The organism is Massilia sp. Root133, from assembly GCF_001426525.1.
GTDB lineage: Bacteria > Pseudomonadota > Gammaproteobacteria > Burkholderiales > Burkholderiaceae_D > Telluria > Telluria orientalis.
This window is the reverse complement of record NZ_LMEW01000001.1, coordinates 275235-294211: the sequence shown is the minus strand read 5'-3', so window position 1 is coordinate 294211 and position 18977 is coordinate 275235. Positions and strand designations below refer to the sequence as shown.

Annotated in this window: 19 protein-coding genes and 1 other RNA gene; 6 read left to right on the top strand and 14 right to left on the bottom strand. The window is 65.3% G+C overall.

Annotated elements, in window-relative coordinates; genetic code table 11:
• From ASD28_RS01380 to mraZ, 5 genes are read right to left on the bottom strand one after another with little or no spacing between them, the layout of a single operon-like run.
• A complete protein-coding gene (locus ASD28_RS01380; protein WP_056122811.1) occupies positions 1-1533 on the bottom strand; it encodes a UDP-N-acetylmuramoyl-L-alanyl-D-glutamate--2,6-diaminopimelate ligase in 1533 nt (510 codons plus the stop codon).
• The gene (locus ASD28_RS01375; RefSeq protein WP_056122806.1) at positions 1533-3302 is read right to left on the bottom strand and encodes a penicillin-binding protein 2; all 1770 of its coding nucleotides are present in this window, start codon (positions 3300-3302) and stop codon (positions 1533-1535) included. Before ASD28_RS01375 ends, ASD28_RS01380 begins: the two co-directional genes overlap by 1 nt.
• On the bottom strand, positions 3299-3571 hold the full coding sequence (gene ftsL, locus ASD28_RS01370; RefSeq protein WP_056122803.1) for a cell division protein FtsL: 273 nt from the start codon (positions 3569-3571) through the stop codon (positions 3299-3301). Before ftsL ends, ASD28_RS01375 begins: the two co-directional genes overlap by 4 nt.
• Positions 3568-4542 (bottom strand): 16S rRNA (cytosine(1402)-N(4))-methyltransferase RsmH, encoded by a 975-nt coding sequence (rsmH, locus tag ASD28_RS01365; protein WP_056122800.1) that lies wholly within the window; start codon positions 4540-4542, stop codon positions 3568-3570. Before rsmH ends, ftsL begins: the two co-directional genes overlap by 4 nt.
• Positions 4543-4550: 8 nt before the next feature.
• On the bottom strand, positions 4551-4979 hold the full coding sequence (mraZ, locus tag ASD28_RS01360; RefSeq protein ID WP_036229930.1) for a division/cell wall cluster transcriptional repressor MraZ: 429 nt from the start codon (positions 4977-4979) through the stop codon (positions 4551-4553).
• Positions 4980-5456: 477 nt separating this feature from the next.
• Here mraZ and ASD28_RS01355 point away from each other — a divergent pair, with 477 nt between their 5' ends.
• Positions 5457-6407: an AAA family ATPase gene (locus tag ASD28_RS01355; protein WP_056122792.1), complete on the top strand. Its 951-nt coding sequence runs from the start codon at positions 5457-5459 to the stop codon at positions 6405-6407.
• Here ASD28_RS01355 and ASD28_RS01350 read toward each other — a convergent pair.
• Positions 6404-7309 carry a LysR family transcriptional regulator gene (locus ASD28_RS01350; protein ID WP_056122789.1) on the bottom strand — a complete coding sequence of 302 codons (906 nt, stop codon included), beginning with the start codon at positions 7307-7309 and terminating at the stop codon, positions 6404-6406. The genes ASD28_RS01355 and ASD28_RS01350 overlap by 4 nt on opposite strands.
• A gap of 101 nt (positions 7310-7410) precedes the next feature.
• On the opposite strand from ASD28_RS01350, the gene ASD28_RS01345 reads away from it, so the two are divergent.
• Together ASD28_RS01345 and ASD28_RS01340 are read left to right on the top strand one after the other, a co-directional pair.
• The gene (locus ASD28_RS01345) at positions 7411-7662 is read left to right on the top strand and encodes a DUF2783 domain-containing protein (RefSeq protein ID WP_056122785.1); all 252 of its coding nucleotides are present in this window, start codon (positions 7411-7413) and stop codon (positions 7660-7662) included.
• A 4-nt stretch (positions 7663-7666) separates the two neighbouring features.
• Positions 7667-8656, top strand: coding sequence for an SLAC1 anion channel family protein (locus ASD28_RS01340; RefSeq protein WP_056122780.1), 990 nt, complete (start codon positions 7667-7669; stop codon positions 8654-8656).
• 7 nt (positions 8657-8663) lie between these two features.
• Here the strand turns inward: ASD28_RS01340 and ASD28_RS01335 are convergent, their stop codons facing one another.
• From ASD28_RS01335 to ASD28_RS01325, 3 genes are all read right to left on the bottom strand, one after another.
• Positions 8664-10379, bottom strand: coding sequence for a methyl-accepting chemotaxis protein (locus tag ASD28_RS01335; RefSeq protein WP_056122777.1), 1716 nt, complete (start codon positions 10377-10379; stop codon positions 8664-8666).
• A 90-nt stretch (positions 10380-10469) separates the two neighbouring features.
• The gene (locus tag ASD28_RS01330; RefSeq protein WP_056122775.1) at positions 10470-10898 is read right to left on the bottom strand and encodes an SgcJ/EcaC family oxidoreductase; all 429 of its coding nucleotides are present in this window, start codon (positions 10896-10898) and stop codon (positions 10470-10472) included.
• 18 nt (positions 10899-10916) lie between these two features.
• On the bottom strand, positions 10917-11375 hold the full coding sequence (locus tag ASD28_RS01325; protein WP_156403647.1) for a hypothetical protein: 459 nt from the start codon (positions 11373-11375) through the stop codon (positions 10917-10919).
• A 103-nt stretch (positions 11376-11478) separates the two neighbouring features.
• On the opposite strand from ASD28_RS01325, the gene ASD28_RS01320 reads away from it, so the two are divergent.
• Complete coding sequence (locus tag ASD28_RS01320) at positions 11479-12324, top strand: HipA domain-containing protein (RefSeq protein ID WP_056122770.1); 846 nt, start codon at positions 11479-11481, stop codon at positions 12322-12324.
• Positions 12325-12326: 2 nt separating this feature from the next.
• Here ASD28_RS01320 and ASD28_RS01315 read toward each other — a convergent pair whose 3' ends face one another.
• The 3 genes from ASD28_RS01315 to rnpB form a co-directional block, all read right to left on the bottom strand.
• Entirely contained in the window at positions 12327-12830 is a 504-nt protein-coding gene (locus ASD28_RS01315) for a hypothetical protein (protein ID WP_056122767.1), read from the bottom strand.
• Positions 12831-12911: 81 nt separating this feature from the next.
• A complete protein-coding gene (glpK, locus tag ASD28_RS01310) occupies positions 12912-14405 on the bottom strand; it encodes a glycerol kinase GlpK (RefSeq protein WP_056122764.1) in 1494 nt (497 codons plus the stop codon).
• Positions 14406-14435: 30 nt separating this feature from the next.
• Positions 14436-14775: RNase P RNA component class A (gene rnpB / locus ASD28_RS02760), an RNA gene on the bottom strand.
• A 124-nt stretch (positions 14776-14899) separates the two neighbouring features.
• Between rnpB and ASD28_RS01305 the strand changes: the two genes are divergently transcribed.
• On the top strand, positions 14900-16600 hold the full coding sequence (locus ASD28_RS01305; protein ID WP_056122761.1) for a thiamine pyrophosphate-binding protein: 1701 nt from the start codon (positions 14900-14902) through the stop codon (positions 16598-16600).
• A 53-nt stretch (positions 16601-16653) separates the two neighbouring features.
• On the opposite strand, the gene ASD28_RS01300 is transcribed toward ASD28_RS01305, so the two are convergent.
• Positions 16654-17355, bottom strand: coding sequence for a YjjG family noncanonical pyrimidine nucleotidase (locus tag ASD28_RS01300; protein WP_056122758.1), 702 nt, complete (start codon positions 17353-17355; stop codon positions 16654-16656).
• A 54-nt stretch (positions 17356-17409) separates the two neighbouring features.
• A complete protein-coding gene (locus ASD28_RS01295) occupies positions 17410-17616 on the bottom strand; it encodes a hypothetical protein (RefSeq protein ID WP_156403648.1) in 207 nt (68 codons plus the stop codon).
• A 206-nt stretch (positions 17617-17822) separates the two neighbouring features.
• Here ASD28_RS01295 and ftsY point away from each other — a divergent pair, with 206 nt between their 5' ends.
• Positions 17823-18977, top strand: coding sequence for a signal recognition particle-docking protein FtsY (gene ftsY / locus ASD28_RS01290; protein ID WP_056122754.1), 1155 nt, complete (start codon positions 17823-17825; stop codon positions 18975-18977).

Sequence of the window (18977 nt, the reverse complement as noted above, 5' to 3'; positions counted from 1 at the left end):
TCAGACAGTCCTCATCATGGTGAGCCGCGCGGTCAGCGCCAGCGCGGCGTGGTCGGCATCGGAAAACGGAATCTTCCGGCCCTTGATTTCCTGGTACGGCTCATGGCCCTTCCCCGCCAGCAGGATCACGTCCGGCTTGGCGGCATGCTTCACGGCCGACAGGATCGCGGCGGCGCGGTCCTCGATGGCCTGGTGCGTCGACGTCGGATGATGCGGGTCCATGCCGGCCACGATCTGCTCGATGATCGCGCGCGGCTCTTCGCTGCGCGGATTGTCGCTTGTCACGAGCACGTGCTCGGCCATCTGGGAGATGCGGCCCATCTGCGGACGCTTGCCCGGATCGCGGTCGCCACCGCAGCCGAACACGCACCACAGCTGGCCGCCCCGCTCCTGCGCGACCTGGCGCAGCGCTTCGAGCGTCTTGTCCAGCGCGTCCGGCGTGTGCGCATAGTCGATCACGACCATCGGCGCATCGTGGCCGCCGAGTTGCTGCATGCGGCCCGGCGCGGGCACGAGTGCCTCGACGGCGTCGAGCGCGGCGCGCAATTCGACGCCTTTCGCCAGCAGCGCGCCCAGCACAGCCAGCACGTTGCTCGCGTTGAAGTGGCCGACCATGTGCGTGCGCGCGACCGCGCTGCCGTATGGCGACTCGATGTGGAATTCGCTGCCGTTCGGGCGGCTGCGCAGGTTAGTTGCGCGCAGCACGGCCACGCCGTCGAGCACGGGCTGTTCGTGCACCGCGCGCAAGGTGTAGCCGAGGACGGCGACTTCGGGACGCGCGCAACGCAGGTGCTGCGCGATGCGCACGCCCGCTTCGTCGTCCAGGTTGACGACGGCCGTTTTCAGGCCCGGCCAGTCGAACAGCTGGCGCTTGGCCGCTTCGTACGCGGCCATGTCGCCGTGGTAGTCCAGGTGGTCGCGCGTGAGGTTCGTGAACACGGCCACGTCAAAGTGCATGCCGGCCGTGCGGTGCTCCACGAGGCCGATCGACGACACCTCGATCGCGAGCGACGTCGCGCCCGCGTCGCGCAGCCGGGCGAGTTCGGTCGCCAGCAGCACGGCGTCCGGCGTCGTGTAGCCGGTCGCGTCGAATTCCGGCTCGGCGCGGCCGCGCACGAGGCCCACGCCCAGGGTGCCGATGACGGCCGCCGTCTCGTGAAGATGCGCGAGCGCCTGCGCGGTCCACAACGCGCACGAGGTCTTGCCGTTGGTGCCCGTGACGCCGACGGTGAACATGGCCGCATCCGGCGTGCCGTAGACCGCGTGCGCGATCGGGCCGACATTCTTTTTCAGGTCCTGCGCAGCGAGATGCGGCACATCCAGCGCGGGATCCCAGGCGAAATCGCGGCCGTCGTACACGACGGCGGCGGCGCCGTTCTCGATGGCGGAGCGGATGAAACGGCGGCCGTCGGCGGCCTCGCCCGGATAGGCGAAGAACACGTCGCCGCTGCGCACGCGGCGGGAGTCGGAAACGAGACGGCCGCCTGGGGCGGCGGCCTGAATCCACTGGACGATGTTCGGCGTCTCGGCCATCAATTACTCTCCTCGAGAGGATGTTCGGGAATGATGATGTCGGTGACCGTGGAGTCGGGCGGCACGTTGGCGGCCCGTAGTGCATTCGCGGCCAGCGCCGCGAACGTCGGCGCCGCGACCGCGCCGCCGGTGTGGAACGGTCCGGACGGATCGTCGATCATCACGGCGATGACGAAGCGCGGGTTCGACATCGGCGCGATGCCGACGAAGTTGCCGACGTAGTGCGTCTGCGAATAGCGGCCGTTGATGACTTTCTGCGCCGTGCCGGTCTTGCCGCCGACGCGGTAACCGGCCACCTGCGCCTGCGACGCCGTACCTTGCGGGCTCACCACCGATTCCACCATCGTCCGGACCTGGGCCGCGGTCTTCGGCGAGATGATCTGCTGGCCGACCGGCTTCTCGGTCACCTTCTGGAACGACAGCGGGATGACGTCGCCGTCGCGCGCGAAGATCAGCCAGGCATGCGCCAGCTGCAGCAGCGACATCGAGATGCCCTGGCCGAACGACATGTTGGCCTTGGCGACGATCGGCCACGATTTGTAGGGACGCACGCGGCCGGCCGCGGCGCCCGGGAAACCGTAGCGCGGCGCCTGGCCGAAGCCGACCTTGGTGAACATCTCCCACATCTCCTGGGCCGACAGCAGCTCGGAGATCTTGGTCGTGCCGATGTTGGACGACTTCTGGATGATCGTGGTGACGTCGATGACGCCGTGCGGGTGCGTGTCGCGGATCGTGTGGCCGCCGGTCTGGTAACGGCCATTGCCCGTGTCGAACAGCGTGGTCGGCTTGATCAGGCCCTTGTCCAGCGCCAGCGCGACGGTGAACGGCTTCAAGGTGGAACCCGGCTCGAAGGTATCGGTGATGACGCGGTTGCGCAGCTGCTCGCCGGTCAGGTGCGAGCGGTCGTTCGGGTTGTACGTGGGCCAGTTGGCCAACGCCAGCACCTCGCCCGTGTGCACGTCCAGCACGACGGCGGCGCCGGCCTTGGCGTGGAACTTCTCCACCGCGTCCTTGATGCTGTTGAAGGCGATGTACTGCAGCTTGGAATCCACGGACAGCGTGATGTCCTTGCCGTCATGCGGCTCGCGCGACAGGCCCACGTCCTCGACGATGCGGCCCAGGCGGTCCTTGATCACGCGCCGGCTGCCCGTCTGGCCCACGAGGTTCTTCTGCTGCGCGAGTTCGATGCCTTCCTGGCCCGCGTCCTCGACGTTCGTGAAGCCGACGATGTGCGCCATCACCTCGTTCTGCGGGTAATAGCGCTTGTATTCCTTGCGCGTGTCGATGCCGTCGATGCCGAGCTTTTCGATCTTGGCGATGACGTCCATCTCCACCTGGCGCTTCAGGTAGACGAAGGTGCGGTCCGAGTCGAGCTTCTTGAGCAGGTCGGCTTCCGGCAGGTCGAGCAGCTGCGCCAGTTCGCGCAGCTTGGGCCGCGGGGAATCCAGCACGTCCTCGGGGATCGCCCACACGGCCTTCACCGGCAGCGACGACGCGAGCACGATGCCGTTGCGATCGAAGATCTTGCCGCGCGTGGCCGGCAGTTCGAGCGTGCGCTCGTAGCGGCTCGCGCCCTGCTTCTGCAGGAAGCGGTTGGAGACGCCCTGCAGCCACAGCGCGCGTCCGGCCAGCGCGAGGAACGCGGCGAACAGCACGAACAGGACGACGCGCGAGCGCCAGTCCGGCAGGCGCACGGCCAGCACGGGGCTCTTGGAAAATGCTACGCCCTTGGCGGCGGCGACGCGGGATCCGTTGGTGCCGGCCTTCATTTACCGCCTTCCGTCAGGTATTGGGTACGCGCCGGAGACAGCGGTGCCATGTCCAGCTGCGAGCGCGCGATCTGGTCGATGCGCTCGTTCTTGCCGAGGGTGGATTGGTCGAGCTGGAGCTGCGCCCAGTCGATCTCGAGCTGGCGCTGCTGCTGCAGCAGCTTTTCCTGGTCGATGAACAGGTGGCGTGCCTGGTAGCGCGCGTTCACGACCGACAGCGCGCAGCCGACGAGGAGCACGGTCAGCACGACGTTCAGCTTGCCGCTCATCGGCCCCCCTCCGGCGCGTCCACTGCCAGCCGCTCGGCCACGCGCAGCACCGCCGAACGGGCGCGCGGATTGGCGCCGACTTCCACGTCGGAGGGTTTCGTCTTGCTGATCAACTTCATCAAGGGCTTGGGCAAATCGACGGCGCGGATCGGCAACCGGCGATCCGGTTGCTCGACCTTGGCCTTCGACGCCAGGAACTGCTTGACCATGCGGTCTTCCAGCGAGTGGAAGCTGATCACCGACAGGCGAGCGCCGGGCTTCAGCAGTTCGAAGGCGGCGTTCAGACCTGCTTCAAGGTCCTCAAGCTCTTGATTGATGAAAATCCGGACAGCCTGAAAGGTGCGGGTTGCCGGATCCTTGCCTTTCTCCCGGGTTTTGACCGCGTTTGCCACGATTGCGGCAAGCTGTCGTGTGCTTGAAATTGGTTCGACTGCCCGGCCAGCAACAATCGCCTTTGCAATCTGAAAAGCAAACCGTTCTTCCCCATAATCCCGAATCACCTTTTCCAGTTGTCTCTCCGGCACTTCGGCCAGCCAGGCGGCGGCGGAAATGCCCCGTGTCGTATCCATCCGCATGTCCAGGGGACCATCGTTGCGGAAGCTGAACCCACGGCTCGCATCGTCGACCTGGGGCGAGGAGATGCCCAGGTCCAGCAGGATGCCGTCGACCTGGTGCACACCCCGTGCCGCCAGCGCTTCGCGCATCGTCGCGAAGCTGTCGTGCACGATCGAGAAGCGCGGATCGTTCATCTGCTCGGCCGTCGCGATCGCCTGGGGATCCTTGTCGAAACCGATCAGGCGCCCCTCGGGCGCCAGTTTCGACAGGATCAGCCGGCTATGACCGCCGCGGCCGAACGTGCCATCTATATAAGTACCCGCAGCGCGCTCGCCTTCGAGGGCGAGTGCATCGACTGCTTCATCCAGCAGCACCGTACGATGCTGCAAACCGGGCACCGGCTGAGTCACATTCATGCGGCGCCTTAGAAGGAGAAATTGGAAAGGACATCGGGCATGCCACCCGCGACGGCTTGGGCCTCGTTTTCTGCCAGCTTGGCGGCGTCCCAGATCTCGAAATGGGTCCCCATCCCGAGCATCATCACTTCCTTCTCCAAACCAACTGCATTGCGCAGCTCGGGCGAAATGAGCACCCGACCCGCGCCGTCCATCTCGACATCGCAGGCGTTCCCCAGGAAAATGCGTTGCCACGCCCGCGCCGACATCGGCCAGGCGGCGATCTGTTCGCGATGCTCTTCCCACACCGGGCGCGGGAAGAACAACAGGCAACCATGTGGGTGTTTCGTGAGCGTCATACGGCCTTCACATTGCTGCATCAAGGCGTCGCGATGCTTGGCCGGTATTGACATCCGTCCTTTGGCATCGAGATTGATCGCTGACGCGCCCTGAAACACGTTGTACCTAGTTTTGGAGAGTTATCAGTCTGATTATTTTTAGGCGCCGGGAGATACACCGATCTCCCACAAAACTGCACTTTTTGCCACCGTTTCCCACTTTAGAGGAAGCGTTGTCTGTGGTCAAGCGAATTCACGTTTTGAAAACGGCGAAATTGCCAATGAAACCAATGACTTAGCGAACTTACTTGACGGAACCTCAAGTAAAAATGTTGAGCAAAATTAGGGACTTAGGTAAAACAATGCATGTGCCACCTCATCTGCACACATGTGTTTTACCCTTGATAAAAGACAAGACCTGACTATCGGTAGGTTGCCATATGGCAACAGAAGCAACACGGCCGGAACGACGATTTCATCCCGTGCGCGTTAGAATGAAGACGAGGCGATCACCCGGCCGTTTCCGGCTCGCTTGACGGTTTTTTCGGGGAGCCCAGTAGTATAAGTGAGTCCGTACTATCGCGCAGGAGTTTTGCCATGAGCATTACCTTGGCCCGCAGCCGTGCCGTCTACGATCTCAATGAAGTACAGGGCGCGCTCGACCGTAGCCGCGGACGTTCGCCCGAACTCGAAGCGTTCTACGAACGCATGCTCGAGACCGGCGCCGAGCGTTTCGTCACCACTCCCTCTTCCACCGACGCCCTCGACCCGCTGTTCGAGGAATGTCCGAATTTCGACGAAGTGCTGGACGACCTCGCGCGCTATTTGCGCCTGGCCCATGCCGGCGATAAAGGCTTCAACGTCATGCCGATCCTGCTGCTGGGCGGCCCGGGCGTGGGCAAGACCCATTTCGCCAAGCGCCTGGCGAAGGTCATGCACACGGACTGCGAGCTGATCAGCATGAATGCGCTGTCGGCCGGCTTCGTCATCACGGGCAGCTCGGCCAGCTGGCGCGGCGCCAAGTGCGGCAAGGTGGCCGAACGCCTCGTGCGCGGCCAGTTCGCGAATCCGGTGATCGTGCTGGACGAGGTGGAAAAGGCGACGGGCTCCTCGCAATCCGACCCGCTCGCGGCGCTGTATCAATTGCTGGAGCCGGAAACGGCCAGCGCGTTCCGCGACGAATTCATCGACGTCGACATCGACGCCTCGCAGATCTTCTGGGTGCTGACGGCGAACTCCACCGAAGGCATCCCGCACCCGCTGCTGAACCGGATGGCCGTCTACGAAGTCCCGGCACCGACGCCGGAACAGGCCGCCGGCATCGCCCAGCGCATGTATGCCGGGCTGCTGCGCGAGCTGAACCTGGCGGCGTTCGATCCGTTCCTGGGCGACGTCGTGCTGGACAAGCTCGCGGGCGTATCGCCGCGCGACCTGCGCAAGACGTTACTGGATGGGCTTGGCTATGCGGTCGCGGATGGGCGCGCGCACGTGAAGGTGGACGACATCCGCCTCAAGCCCACGCCGGGCAAGGGGCGGATCGGGTTCTAGCCGGGCGCCTGCGTGATGCGGGCGCGCAGGCGTGGCGCCGCGAAATCGAGGAAGACCCGAAGCTTGCGCGGCAGCGGCGTCTGCCCCTTGTGCACCAGGCTGACCGGCAACGGCGCCGGCTCGTAGTCCCGCAGAATGACGCCGAGCGCGCCGTTGCCGACGGCGTCCGCCACCTGGTAGGACAGCACCCGTATCAATCCCACGCCCAATGTCGCCGCGGCGATCGCCGCCTCCGCCGTGTTGACCTCGAGACGCGGGATCACCGGCACCGACACCGTGGACTTGCCGTCGCCAAATACCCAGGCGCGCCGGGATTCCAGCACATCGAAACCGATGCAGTCGTGCCCCGCCAGTGCCTCCGGCCCGGCCGGCACGCCGCGTTGCGCCAGATAGGCAGGGCTCGCGCAGACAACCGAGCGCACCGTGCCCACCCGACTCGCCACCAGGGTGCTGTCGGGAAGTTCGCCGATGCGCAGCGCGACATCGATCTGCTCTTCCATCAAGTGGACGACGCGGTCCGTAAGCAGCAGCTTGATCCTGATCTCCGGATACTGCGCGAGGAATTCCGCCACCACCGGGACGATGTGCAGCCGTCCAAAAACGATCGGTGCCGTTACCGCGAGCTCACCCTTGGGTGCACCGTACTCGCCGGTCGCGATCCGCTCGGCTTCACCGACGTCGTCGAGGATGCGCCGGCACGCCGCGACGTAGGCAGCGCCTGCTTCGGTCAGCGACAACTGCCGGGTCGTCCGGTGCAGCAGGCGCGCGCGCAGATGCGCTTCCAGCTCCGCGACCTTGCGACTGACCGTAGGGAGCGGCATGCCGAGACGGCGTGCCGCAGCCGACAGGCTACCGGCATCGACCACGGCCAGCAGAATGGACATGGCCTCGAGGCGATCCATCGATACTCTCGATTATTGAAAGAATGACTTTCAATACTATGGGATTCTCTTTACGGCTGCAACTTCATAGACTCTCATTTCACCAATCCCGAGGAGAGATTATGAACACCCTGCCCCTGATGCAGCTACGACAGAACCTGGACGACTTCGAGACTTTCTACAGCATGCTGGACGACTCCCACGCCGGGCTCGACCCGGCCCGGCGCCGAATTCTCGATAGCCAAGTCGTACTACTGCTCGCCAACCAAATTGGCGATATGGCGGTATTACGGGAGGTCTTTGCGCTGGCGCGCGTCAAGCTGGACATGATACGGCCGGCATCGGAAAACGCTGATTCATCACGACCGGGATAACCGAATGGAAACCAGTATCGACAAACGGCCGGCACTGACCGCTCCATGGGGTTCGCTCAAGCACCTGCCCGTCAATCTGTTCGGCGCCGTGATGGGCCTGGCAGGCCTGTCGCTGGCGTGGCGGGTCGCCTCGACTGTGTTTGGCGCCGGGACGATGATTGCGGACGCCGCCGGGATGACGGCAATCGTCGTGTTCATTGCGCTTGCACTTGGCTATGGCGCAAAGTGGGCAAAATATCCGTCCGCCGTGAAAGATGAATTCACCCATCCAATCGCCGGCAATTTCTTCGGCACGATTACGATCGGCATCTTGCTGCTGTCAACCGTGGTGGCAACCTACAGCACATTGCTGCAGGAGATCGTTTGGGCGATTGGCACGATCTTGACAATCGCATTGAGCTTTATCAGTCTGACTCGACTTCTCAAGGGAAATATGGATGTCGCCCACGCGACGCCCTCCTTGCTCATCTCTGGCGTTGCCACACTCGATATCGCGGTAGCAGGCGGGACCTTGCCGATGGCCTGGGCGCATGAGGTCAATCTGTTCGCTGCAAGCGCCGGTGCGGTCGTGGCTATCGTATTCTTCACGATGATCTTTTCCCGGCTCGTCCACCAAGCGCCGCTCGCATCGGGGATGATGCCGTCGATGATGATCCTCATCGCACCGTTCGAGGTCGGGTTCCTCGCTTATGTCAACGTCGTACACCGCATCGACGCATTTGCGGCCTTGCTGTTCTATGTCGGCCTGTTCTTCTTCGCGATCCTGGCCACCCGGATTTTCCGGCGTTCGATCGCGTTCGCGACCGCGTGGTGGGCCATCAGCTTCCCCATGGCTGCGCTGTCGAACGCGGCGTTGAAATATGCGGCGGCACGACAAACAATCGTCCTGGAGTACCTGGCGGGTGCGCTCCTGGCCATCGTGACGATTGCCATTGTCGTGCTGTTCGTGCGTACGCTGCGTATCCTGGTGAATGGCAAACTGCTGGGCGGCTGAAGGCCGGTCAAAACTCTTGCCACTCCTCGTCCGCGCCGGCACTGGCCAGATGCCTGGCGCGCGGCGGCTTCGCTGGCGCCCGGGCCGGCGCGACAGGTGTTTTCCGCACCGGCGGCACGATGGCCGGCGCCGCCTGTTTCGGCTGCGCGGCGGGTACGGTCGCGGCCCGGTCGTGCGCACCGCCCAGCCGGAACACGGCGACGGTCTGCGACAGCTTGGACGCCTGCTCGCGCAACTGCTCGGACGCGGCGGCCGCTTCCTCGACGAGCGCGGCATTCTGCTGCGTGGCCTGGTCCATCTGGGAAATCGCGAGCTGCACCTGTCCGATGCCGTCGGTCTGTTCCTGGCTCGCGGCGCTGATCTCGCCCATGATGTCGGCCACGCGGCGGATACTCTCGACGACGTCGCGCATCGTCGTGCCGGCTTGGTCGACAAGCCTGCTGCCGTCGTCCGCCTTCTGGACAGAGTTGTCGATCAGCGCCTTGATTTCCTTCGCGGCCGCCGCGCTGCGCTGCGCCAGGCTGCGCACTTCCGACGCCACCACCGCAAAGCCCCGTCCCTGCTCGCCGGCGCGCGCCGCTTCGACGGCCGCGTTCAGCGCGAGAATATTGGTCTGGAAGGCGATGCCGTCGATGACCGCGATGATGTCGACGATCTTGCGCGCCGATTCGTTGATCGCGCCCATGGTGTCGACCACTTCCGCCATCACCGCGCCGCCCTTCTCCGCCACTTCCGATGCGGACACGGCGAACTGGTTCGCCTGGCGCGCATTGTCCGCATTCTGTTTCACCGTCGACGTCAGTTCTTCCATCGACGATGCCGTTTCTTCCAGCGACGACGCCTGCTCCTCGGTGCGCGACGACAGGTCGGCGTTGCCAGACGCGATCTGCTGCGACGCGGACGCGATGGTCTCGGTGCCGCTGCGCACCTCGCCGACGATGCCCACCAGCGCTTCGTTCATGTCGCGCAAGGCTTGCAGCAACTGGCCGGTTTCGTCCGCCGAGTGCACCTCGATCCGCGTGCCGAGGTCGCCGGTGGCCACGGTGCGCGCCACGTCGACGGCTTGCCGCAGCGGCCGCGTGATCGAACGCGTGATCCAGACGGCCACGATCGAGCCGAGCACGAGCGCGATGGCCGCCAATCCCATCAGCCACGCAACCGTCGCCTGATATGTCTCCTCGGCCCGGTGGCCGCTGTCGAGCACGCGCCTATCCTGAAACTTGATCAATTCGCGCACGGCATCGACATAGCCGCGCTGGTCCTTGCGCACCTGGGTCAGCAGAAAGGCCGCGGCTTCCGGTTTTTTACCGGCATCCATCATGTCGAGAAAGGCCTGCTGCGACGTGCGGTACACCTCCCGCGCATCCTGCACGGCTTTCAGCTTGACCTTGCCTTCGTCGGATTTGATCAGTGCCGCCAGCTTGTCGAGATTGACGGTGTTTTCCTGCCTGTTCTGGAGCACGGCCTGCCGTTCCCGCGCCACTTCCTCCGGTTTGTCCCACAACAGCATGTTGCGCATGGCGCGGGCATTGCGGTTCACGACATCCAGGCTTTCGTAGGCAAGGACCGTTTTCGGATAATCCTCGTCGACGATCTTCGACGTTCCATCGTTCAGCCGGTGCAGGCTGGCGATACCGAACCAGATGCATGCCGCCAGCAACACGAGCAGCAGCCCGAACGCGCCGCCCAGCCGGGTACCGATTTTCCAGTGTTTGATGTTCATGCCGCCTCCATTCATGGAACCAGCGGGCAGCTTACGTGATTGCACCGGAGCATTGTTTGATGTCGGTCGATGTTGCGGGCACGAAAGTCTTCAGACGCCGTCCCTCAAGACCGGTTCCCCCGTCCTGGGATTCGTCAGCGTGACGTTCTCGAGCGCTTTGATGCGCCAGGCGCCGGCCTGCCGCGTCAGCACGGCAAGAATCAGCGTGTCGACGGCGTGGGGACCGGCCGGATGCGCCGGACCGGCCGCGAGGCGGCTCCAGAAGTGCACGACCGCCGCATCGGCGCCGATCGGGATCACGTCGATCAACGCGTTGTCGAGCGTGGAATCGCTGTAGACAGTGGCGTGGATAGGCTCATGCATCTCGACGATCGCGTCGATGCCGCGTACGTAGCGACCGAACCGGTTCACGAAGGTCGCATCGTCGTGGAACAATGTGCGCAAGGCTTCCATGTCGTGGCGGTTCCAGGCGGCCTGGAACGCCAGGGGCGCATCCTCGGGGCGGGTCATGATCGTCATCGGGTCCTCATCGATTTTTCACACCGAGGCCATTTCCTCGACGCGCAGATAATTCACCAGTTCATCGCGCTCGAACGATCCATCCCATTGTTTTTCGCCGAGCAGTTGCGGCAATGCGCTATGGGTCAGCAACGCGTGGAATCTGTCCTTGATGAGTTGCGGCCGGATGTCGCGGACGCGCACCCGCGACACCTTGCGCGATAAATCCATCACGATCCCGAACAGGATCCAGTCGAGCTGCAACAGCAGCATGCTGGCCGACTGGATCGCCCGCGGCGCAATGCTCGTTTCGTACAGCCGGGCCACCGACGATTGCCGTGCCTCGGCGTCGTCGCCGGCATCTCCCGTCAATTCCTCCGGCCACCAGGCGAGTACCTGGTTCAGCAGGCACGCGAAATCGGCATGTTCGGGAAGGATGATTTGCCCATCAAACATAAAAGAAAGGTAAGAAATATTACCGGGCAGTATATCGATCAAAGTGAACGAAAAGCTCTCACAATTTCACATTAAAAGGAATCGCACTGTTCAGATCGCATACGGAGCCCCCCGGTTTTCCGGCGCGGCGCTGAACAGTCCTCCCTTGCCCCTGCTCGACCAGCTGGTCGAGGAACTGGCCGCGCTGGCGGAACACCGGCCGCCGGTCCGGCCCGCCATCCGGCGGCGGCTGGTGCAGACGGCCAGCATCGGCGGCGCGCGTCCGAAGACGACCGTACGCGACGACGCCGGCGCCTTCTGGCTGGTCAAGCCGCGGATGCTCATGGACCCGGCCGACATCCCGCGCCTCGAACACTTCGCCCGCGAATGGGGCGCGGCGAGCGGGCTGGATGTGGCGGAAACCGTCCTGCATCCGGGGCCGGGCGGCCGCAGCGTCCTGCGCGTGCGCCGCTTCGATCGCGCCGGCGACCGGCGCTTCATGTGCGCCAGCGCGGCGTCCCTGCTGCAGGCGGAATATCCGGACAATCCGGCGCGCACCGACCGCTGGAGTTACCCGCGCCTGGCCGAGGAACTGCGCCGGGTCGGCGCACCGCCGGAGGATGGTATCGAACTGTTCGGCCGCATGGTCTTCAACGCCGTCTGCGGCAATGACGACGACCATGTGCGCAACCACGCGATCGTCCATGGGCAAGGCCGCAAGGGCTGGCGCCTCGCACCGGCATTCGACGTCGTGCCGAATCCGGCAGAAACGCCGCGCCGCCTGGCCATGCAACTGTCCAGGGCGCGCTTCGACATCGCGCGGGACGCCGTCCTCGGCGACGCCGTCCGCTTCGGCTTCACAGCACGCGACGCCTGCGCGGCGTATCTCGACGCGCTGCTGGCGCGCATCGAGGCGGCGTTTCCGCTGGCCGCCGCGTGGCTCACGGACGACTGGCGCGCGACGCTGCACGCGCGGATGACGGCGAACCTCGCGATCCTGCGCGGCACGTAGCCCTACTCGTCCACCTTCGCATCCTCGCTCTTGGCCGCTTCCATCGCCTCCGGCTCGAGCACTTCCGCCGATTTGTTCATGCGGATGAACACGCCCCAGCCGGCCATCAGCAGCCCCGCCGCGACGAGCACCGACGCCGCGTGCGGCAGCAGTTCCGGTTCCTCGTGCAAGGCCTTGAACGTGCCGACCAGCCCTTCGATCGACAGTGCGACCACGACGACGACCATGAAGCGCGACAGGTAGCGGCGCACGCGCGTGGGTGCGCTGATGTGGGCGTCGCGCACGACTTCTTCCTCGGTGATGGTCTGGGCGATCTGCAGCGAGACGACGGCGATGGCCAGCAGGCCGATCGCCTCGATGGCCAATTCGGCGCTCTCTTCGGCCTCGACGCCGACCGCCTGCCAGCCGGTCTGCACGGCCAATACCGTGATCAGCACGGACACGAGCACGAACAGGAAGCCGAGCACCGCGTGCGCGGTCGAAAAGAAAAACTTCAGGAGTTTCAAGGACGCCTCCGGTCGCAACGCATCGATGACAATATTGCATCGATTGTGCCCGAACCGCGCCGGCGCGGCCGCACGCGAGCGTCAGTGGTGTTCCGGCACCGCCCACGCGCGCGCATGCGCGACCGCGCGCGACCAGCGCGCCATCATCTCGTCGCGCCGCGCGGCCGGCAGCTGCGGCTCGAAGCGGCGCTCGCTCTTCCACTGCGCCGCGATCTCGTCGCGCGACGACCAGAAGCCGACGGCGAGGCCCGCCAGGTAGGCGGCGCCGAGGGCCGTCGTCTCCGTCACCTGCGGCCGCACGACGGGCACGCCCAGCAGGTCGGCCTGGAACTGCATCAGGAGGTCGTTGCGCGCGGCGCCGCCGTCGGCGCGCACTTCGTGCACGACGCAGGCGGCGTCCTTCTGCATGGCGGCCAGCAGTTCCGCGCTCTGGTAGGCGATGGCTTCGACGGCGGCGCGCGCGATGTGCGCGGCCGTCGTCCCGCGCGTCATGCCGACGATGGTGCCGCGCGCGTACGCATCCCAGTGCGGCGCACCGAGGCCGACGAAGGCCGGCACGAGCATCACGCCGCCGCTGTCCGGCACCGACAGGGCGAGCGCCTCGACGTCGGCCGACTGCTTGATGATGCCGAGGCCGTCGCGCAGCCATTGCACGGTGGCGCCGCCCATGAACACGCTGCCTTCGAGCAGGTAGTCGGTGTGGTTGCCGACGGTCCAGCCGACGGTGGCGAGCAGGCGGTTGTGCGACTGCGGCGGCGTATCGCCCGCGTGCATCAGCATGAAGCAGCCGGTGCCATACGTGTTCTTGACCATGCCGCGCCGGTGGCAGGCCTGACCGAACGTGGCCGCCTGCTGGTCGCCCGCGATGCCCGCGATGGGGATCGCGCGGCCGAACCAGGCCGGGTCGGCGTCGGCGACGATGCCGGAACTGGGCACCACTTCCGGCAGCATCGATGCCGGCACCCCGAACAGGGACAGCAGTTCCGGGTCCCAGCGCAGGCTGTTGATATTGAAGAGCATCGTGCGCGCCGCGTTGCTCGCGTCCGTGACGTGGCGTCCCGTCAATTTATAAGTGAGCCAGCTGTCGACGGTGCCGAACGCGAGCTCGCCCCGCTCCGCGCGTGCGCGTGCGCCCGGCACGTGCGTGAGCAGCCATTGCAGCTTGGTCGCGGAAAAATAGGCATCCAGTTCGAGACCCGTCTTGCGCTGGATGAGCGGCGCCTTGCCTGCGGCCCTCAGGTCGTCGCAGAGCGCGGCCGTGCGCCGGTCCTGCCAGACGATGGCGTGGCACAGCGGTTCGGACGTGGCGCGGTCCCACACGACCGTCGTCTCTCTCTGGTTCGTGATGCCGATGGCGGCCACCTCGCACGCATCGATGCCGCCGTCCGCGAGGACGCGGCGCGCACACGCGAGCTGGCTGTTCCAGATGTCGAGCGGGTCGTGTTCGACCCAGCCGGGCTGCGGGAAATGCTGGGGATATTCCTGCTGGGCGATGCGCACCACCTGGCCCTGGCGGTCGAACAGGATGGCGCGCGAACTGGTGGTGCCCTGGTCGAGGGCGAGGATGTAACGCATCGTCGTCGAGCTCCCCGGGCCGTGAATCATGTGTAAAGCAGGCCGATAGGCCGGATTCTGTGTAACGTCCTTGCGGACGCTATGACAGCCATTCCTCTAGGCGCCGAATTACTCCGGCGCTCAAGCTTCCTACCCGCACGCTCCGCGAGCAACCTCAACGCGTGCCTATTTGGAATTGCTCCAGGTGGAGGTTACCGCGTTTCACCGTAACTTAATACGCTCGTCTCTGTGGCCCTATTCCTCGCCTTATACCCGGCTTGCGCCGGGCTTTCGGCGGACGGCCGTTAACCGTCACCCCGCTCTGTGGAGTCCGGACCTTCCTCCCGCCCACGACCTTGCGGCGTGGACCAGCGGCTGTCTGGCCTGCTTCACGGGCTGCATTGTACAGGATACGCCGCTGCCTTTTGTGAAAGGTCGTGTCGCTATTTGAAAAGCCAGCTCAGGGCGAGTTGCATAGAATGCCCGGATTCCATCGTGATAAGGATGACCTCACCATGACGCACCCCTCCCGCAGCGGCGGCCAGATCCTGGTCGATGCGCTCCAGGTCCACGGCGTGGACACCGCCTTCGGCGTGCCCGGCGAAAGCTATCTCGACGTGCTCGACGCGCTGCACGACTCGAACATCCGCTTCGTCATCAATCGCCAGGAAGGCGGCGCGGCGTTCATGGCCGAGGCCTACGGCAAGCTGACGGGCAAGCCCGGCATCTGCTTCGTCACGCGCGGCCCCGGCGCAACGAACGCCTCCATCGGCGTGCACACCGCGTACCAGGATTCCACGCCGATGATCCTGTTCATCGGCCAGGTCGGCACCGACTTCATGGACCGCGAAGCCTTCCAGGAAATCGACTACCGCCGCATGTACGGCCAGATGGCGAAGTGGGTCGCGCAGATCGACCGCGCCGAGCGCATCCCCGAATACATGGCGCGTGCGTTCCAGGTGGCGACGAGCGGCCGTCCCGGCCCCGTCGTCCTCGCGTTGCCGGAAGACATGCTCGTGGCCCGCGCGGAAGTGGCGGATACGCGCCGCTACCAGCCCACGCAGGGCGCGCCGTCGTCTGCGCAAATCGACCAGCTGCGCGCCATGCTGGCACAAGCGAAAAAGCCGCTGCTGCTGCTGGGCGGCGGCACGTGGACGGACCAAGCGTGCGCGGACGTGCAGAGGTTCGCGGAGGCGAACGCCCTGCCCGTCGCGTGCGCGTTCCGCTTCCAGGACCTGCTGGACAACGAGCACCCGCACTACGTGGGCGACGTCGGCATCGGCATCAATCCGAAGCTGGCCGCGCGCGTCAAGGAAGCCGACGTGCTGATCGCGTTCGGCCCGCGCCTGGGCGAGATGACGACGAGCGGCTACTCGCTGCTGGCAGCGCCCGTGCCGCGCCAGCGCCTCGTGCACATCCATCCGGATCCGGAAGAACTGGGCAGCGTCTACCAGGCCGAGTTGATGATCGCGAGCGGCGCGCCGCAGGCCGCATCGATGCTGGCGGCGATGGAACCGGTCGATGCATCGGCATGGCGCCACACGGTCGAGGAAGCGAAGGCCGAGCTGCGCGCGTGGCAGGAACAGCCGCCGATCTTCAAGGACGGCAGCGCGCCGCTCGATTTATGGCAGATGGTGCAGGACCTGCAGGCCGCCCTGCCGCGCGACACGATCATCACGAACGGCGCCGGCAACTACGCCACGTGGGCACACCGCTTCTGGCGCTACGGCGCCATGCGCACGCAGCTCGCCCCGACGAGCGGCGCGATGGGGTATGCGGTGCCGGCCGGCGTGGCAGCCAAGATCGTGCGGCCGGAGCGCACCGTCGTCACCTTCGCCGGCGACGGCGAATTCATGATGACGGGCCAGGAACTGGCGACCGCGGTGCAATACGGCGCCGGCGTCATCTTCCTGGTCTTCAACAACGGCATGTTCGGCACGATCCGCATGCACCAGGAACGCGAATATCCTGGCCGCGTGTCGGGCACGCAGCTGCACAATCCGGACTTCGCCGCGCTGGCGCAAGCGTACGGCGGCCACGGCGAGGCGGTCGAGACGACGGCCGATTTCGGCCCGGCGCTCGAGCGCGCCATCGCGTTCACGCGCACGCACAAGCTGCCGGCGCTGATCGAGCTGCGCTACGACGGCAACCTGATCACGCCGGGCGCCACCCTGGACACGATCCGCCGCAACGCCCAGGCGGCGAAAGGCGGCTGAAGCTCGGCGCGACGCGGGCGGGCTGCTCACATCGATATGTGACGGCCTGTTCCTCAGGCAATAGCGAGGCCGCGCAGCGCGGGGACGACGTCGTGCAGTCGCGCCACTTCGAAGGTGGGTAGCGCATGCGTGTCGTTGGCGAGGCCGCCGGGATTGAACCAGCAGCTTTCGATGCCGAAGCGGTTGGCGCCGAGGATGTCGGCATCGAGGCGGTCGCCCACGATGATCGTTTCCGCATGCGTGAACGCGCGCGCCATCCTGACAGTGTAGTCGAAGAAGCGGCTGTCCGGCTTCGCATGGCCGCACGCCTCCGACGTCGCCACGAACGACACATGGTCGCGCAGCCCGGCACTGACGATGCGGCGGTGCTGGATCTGCTCGACACCATTGGTGATGATGCCCACTTCGCCGATGGCGGCCAGCGTCGCGCAGAGTTCCTTCGCGCCGTCGATGAGGACGACCGTGTCCGACAGCGATTCGAGGTACAGGCGGCTGGCCGCTTCGGGATCGAGGTCGAGACCGCTGGCGGCGAAGGTCTGGCGGAAGCGGTCCACCTTCAGGAAATCCTTCGAGACAGTGCCCGTCTCGAAGCTTCGCCACAGTGCCGTATTGATGGCCTGGTAGCGGGCAAACAGCCCGTCGGGAAGCGCGGCCAGGCCCAGCGCGCGCATCGTGCGGTCGAACGATAATTGTTCGGAAGCTTTGAAGTCGAGCAGGGTGTCGTCGAGGTCGAAAAGAAAAAGTCTGTGTTTCATGGCGCTGCAACCGCAAGGTGTCCTTCGGAAATAACAGGATACCAGCAGCGCAGATTACATGCCGAGGTTGGTGTCGAGTCCCAGTTCGGCCGGCCACGGCACGGGCGCGTCGAAGGCGCTGGCGGGACTGGATGGATGGGTCAGGAACAGGGCGACAAGGGCGATGAAGAGCCAGACGATGACATTGCGCAGCGATGGCGCCGAGCTGCCCACCACGTGATCGCCGGCGATGAGCCTCTTGATAAACCTGGATACGTTCACGATCGTCCCTCGGTGACGCGTCTTCTTATCGATGCTCACAATCTACACCCGTTACGTACTAAATTCCAGCACGATGAGCGGATTGGCATTGTTGAGCTGTATTCTAGCCACAATATGGTCGAGCAGGCGCACCTCAGAAGTGTGTTCCCGCTCTGGTAGAATACGCGCGACCCTATCCGGCATTCCGCCGCCCTCCCGAATACACAATGTTTAGTTTCTTCAAAAAGAAAAAACCTGAAGCCGAGACGCCGGCTGCGGTCGAACCCGCAGTGCCCGTGGCCCCGGAGGCTGAAGCGCCGGGCGTCGCCACGCCAGCCGAGCAGCCGGGTTTCCTGCGCCGCCTGTTCGGCGGTGGCGATGACGCACCCGCCGCGCCCGAGGAAGTTGTTGCGGGCGCTTCGACGGCCTACGAAGGCCAGCTGTTCCCCGAAACCGCCGAACGTCCCGTCAGCGAAGCGGAAGCCAGGCGTTCCTGGATGTCGCGCCTGAAGGCCGGCCTGGCCAAGACGTCGAGCAACCTGTCGCTGCTGTTCGTCGGCGCGCGCATCGACGAAGACCTGTACGAGGAACTCGAATCCGCCCTGCTGATGTCCGACGCCGGCATGGACGCCACGCAATTCCTGCTGGACAACCTGCGCCGCAAGGTGAAGGAAGACAAGCTGCTCGACGCGGCCGCCGTCAAGGTGGCGCTGAAGGGCCTGCTGGTCGACCTGTTGCGTCCGCTGGAAAAGCCGCTCGAGCTGGGCCGCCATGAGCCGCTCGTGATGATGATCGCGGGCGTCAACGGCGCCGGCAAGACGACGACCATCGGCAAGCTGGCCAAGCACATGCAGCGCCATGAACAATCCGTGCTGCTGGCCGCCGGCGACACGTTCCGCGCCGCCGCGCGCGAGCAGCTGATGGTCTGGGGCCAGAGAAATAACGTCACCGTGATCTCGCAGCAGTCGGGCGATCCGGCCGCCGTCGCGTTCGACGCCGTCCAGTCGGGCAAGGCGCGCGGCGTCGACGTCGTCATGGTCGACACCGCCGGCCGCCTGCCCACGCAGCTGCACCTGATGGAAGAGCTCAAGAAGATCAGGCGCGTGATCGGCAAGGGCATGGAAGACGCGCCGCACGAAATCCTGCTCGTCATCGACGGCAACACGGGCCAGAACGCGCTGGCGCAAGTGAAGGCGTTCGACGACGCGCTGCAGCTGACCGGCCTCGTGATCACGAAGCTGGACGGCACGGCCAAGGGCGGCATCCTGGCCGCCATCGCACGCACCCGTCCGGTGCCGGTGTACTTCATCGGCGTGGGCGAAAAGCTGGAGGACCTGCAACCCTTCAGCGCCGACGAATTCGCCGAGGCGCTGCTGGGATAA

Excerpts from the sequence above, each read along its gene's own strand:
- ASD28_RS01380 (WP_056122811.1), bottom strand. The coding sequence starts at position 1,533 with ATGGCCGAGACGCCGAACATCGTCCAGTGGATTCAGGCCGCCGCCCCA.
- ASD28_RS01375 (WP_056122806.1), bottom strand. The coding sequence starts at position 3,302 with ATGAAGGCCGGCACCAACGGATCCCGCGTCGCCGCCGCCAAGGGCGTA.
- ftsL (WP_056122803.1), bottom strand. The coding sequence starts at position 3,571 with ATGAGCGGCAAGCTGAACGTCGTGCTGACCGTGCTCCTCGTCGGCTGC.
- rsmH (WP_056122800.1), bottom strand. The coding sequence starts at position 4,542 with ATGAATGTGACTCAGCCGGTGCCCGGTTTGCAGCATCGTACGGTGCTG.
- ASD28_RS01355 (WP_056122792.1), top strand. The coding sequence starts at position 5,457 with ATGAGCATTACCTTGGCCCGCAGCCGTGCCGTCTACGATCTCAATGAA.
- ASD28_RS01350 (WP_056122789.1), bottom strand. The coding sequence starts at position 7,309 with ATGGATCGCCTCGAGGCCATGTCCATTCTGCTGGCCGTGGTCGATGCC.
- ASD28_RS01345 (WP_056122785.1), top strand. The coding sequence starts at position 7,411 with ATGAACACCCTGCCCCTGATGCAGCTACGACAGAACCTGGACGACTTC.
- ASD28_RS01340 (WP_056122780.1), top strand. The coding sequence starts at position 7,667 with ATGGAAACCAGTATCGACAAACGGCCGGCACTGACCGCTCCATGGGGT.
- ASD28_RS01335 (WP_056122777.1), bottom strand. The coding sequence starts at position 10,379 with ATGAACATCAAACACTGGAAAATCGGTACCCGGCTGGGCGGCGCGTTC.
- ASD28_RS01330 (WP_056122775.1), bottom strand. The coding sequence starts at position 10,898 with ATGACGATCATGACCCGCCCCGAGGATGCGCCCCTGGCGTTCCAGGCC.
- glpK (WP_056122764.1), bottom strand. The coding sequence starts at position 14,405 with ATGCGTTACATCCTCGCCCTCGACCAGGGCACCACCAGTTCGCGCGCC.
- ASD28_RS01305 (WP_056122761.1), top strand. The coding sequence starts at position 14,900 with ATGACGCACCCCTCCCGCAGCGGCGGCCAGATCCTGGTCGATGCGCTC.
- ASD28_RS01300 (WP_056122758.1), bottom strand. The coding sequence starts at position 17,355 with ATGAAACACAGACTTTTTCTTTTCGACCTCGACGACACCCTGCTCGAC.
- ftsY (WP_056122754.1), top strand. The coding sequence starts at position 17,823 with ATGTTTAGTTTCTTCAAAAAGAAAAAACCTGAAGCCGAGACGCCGGCT.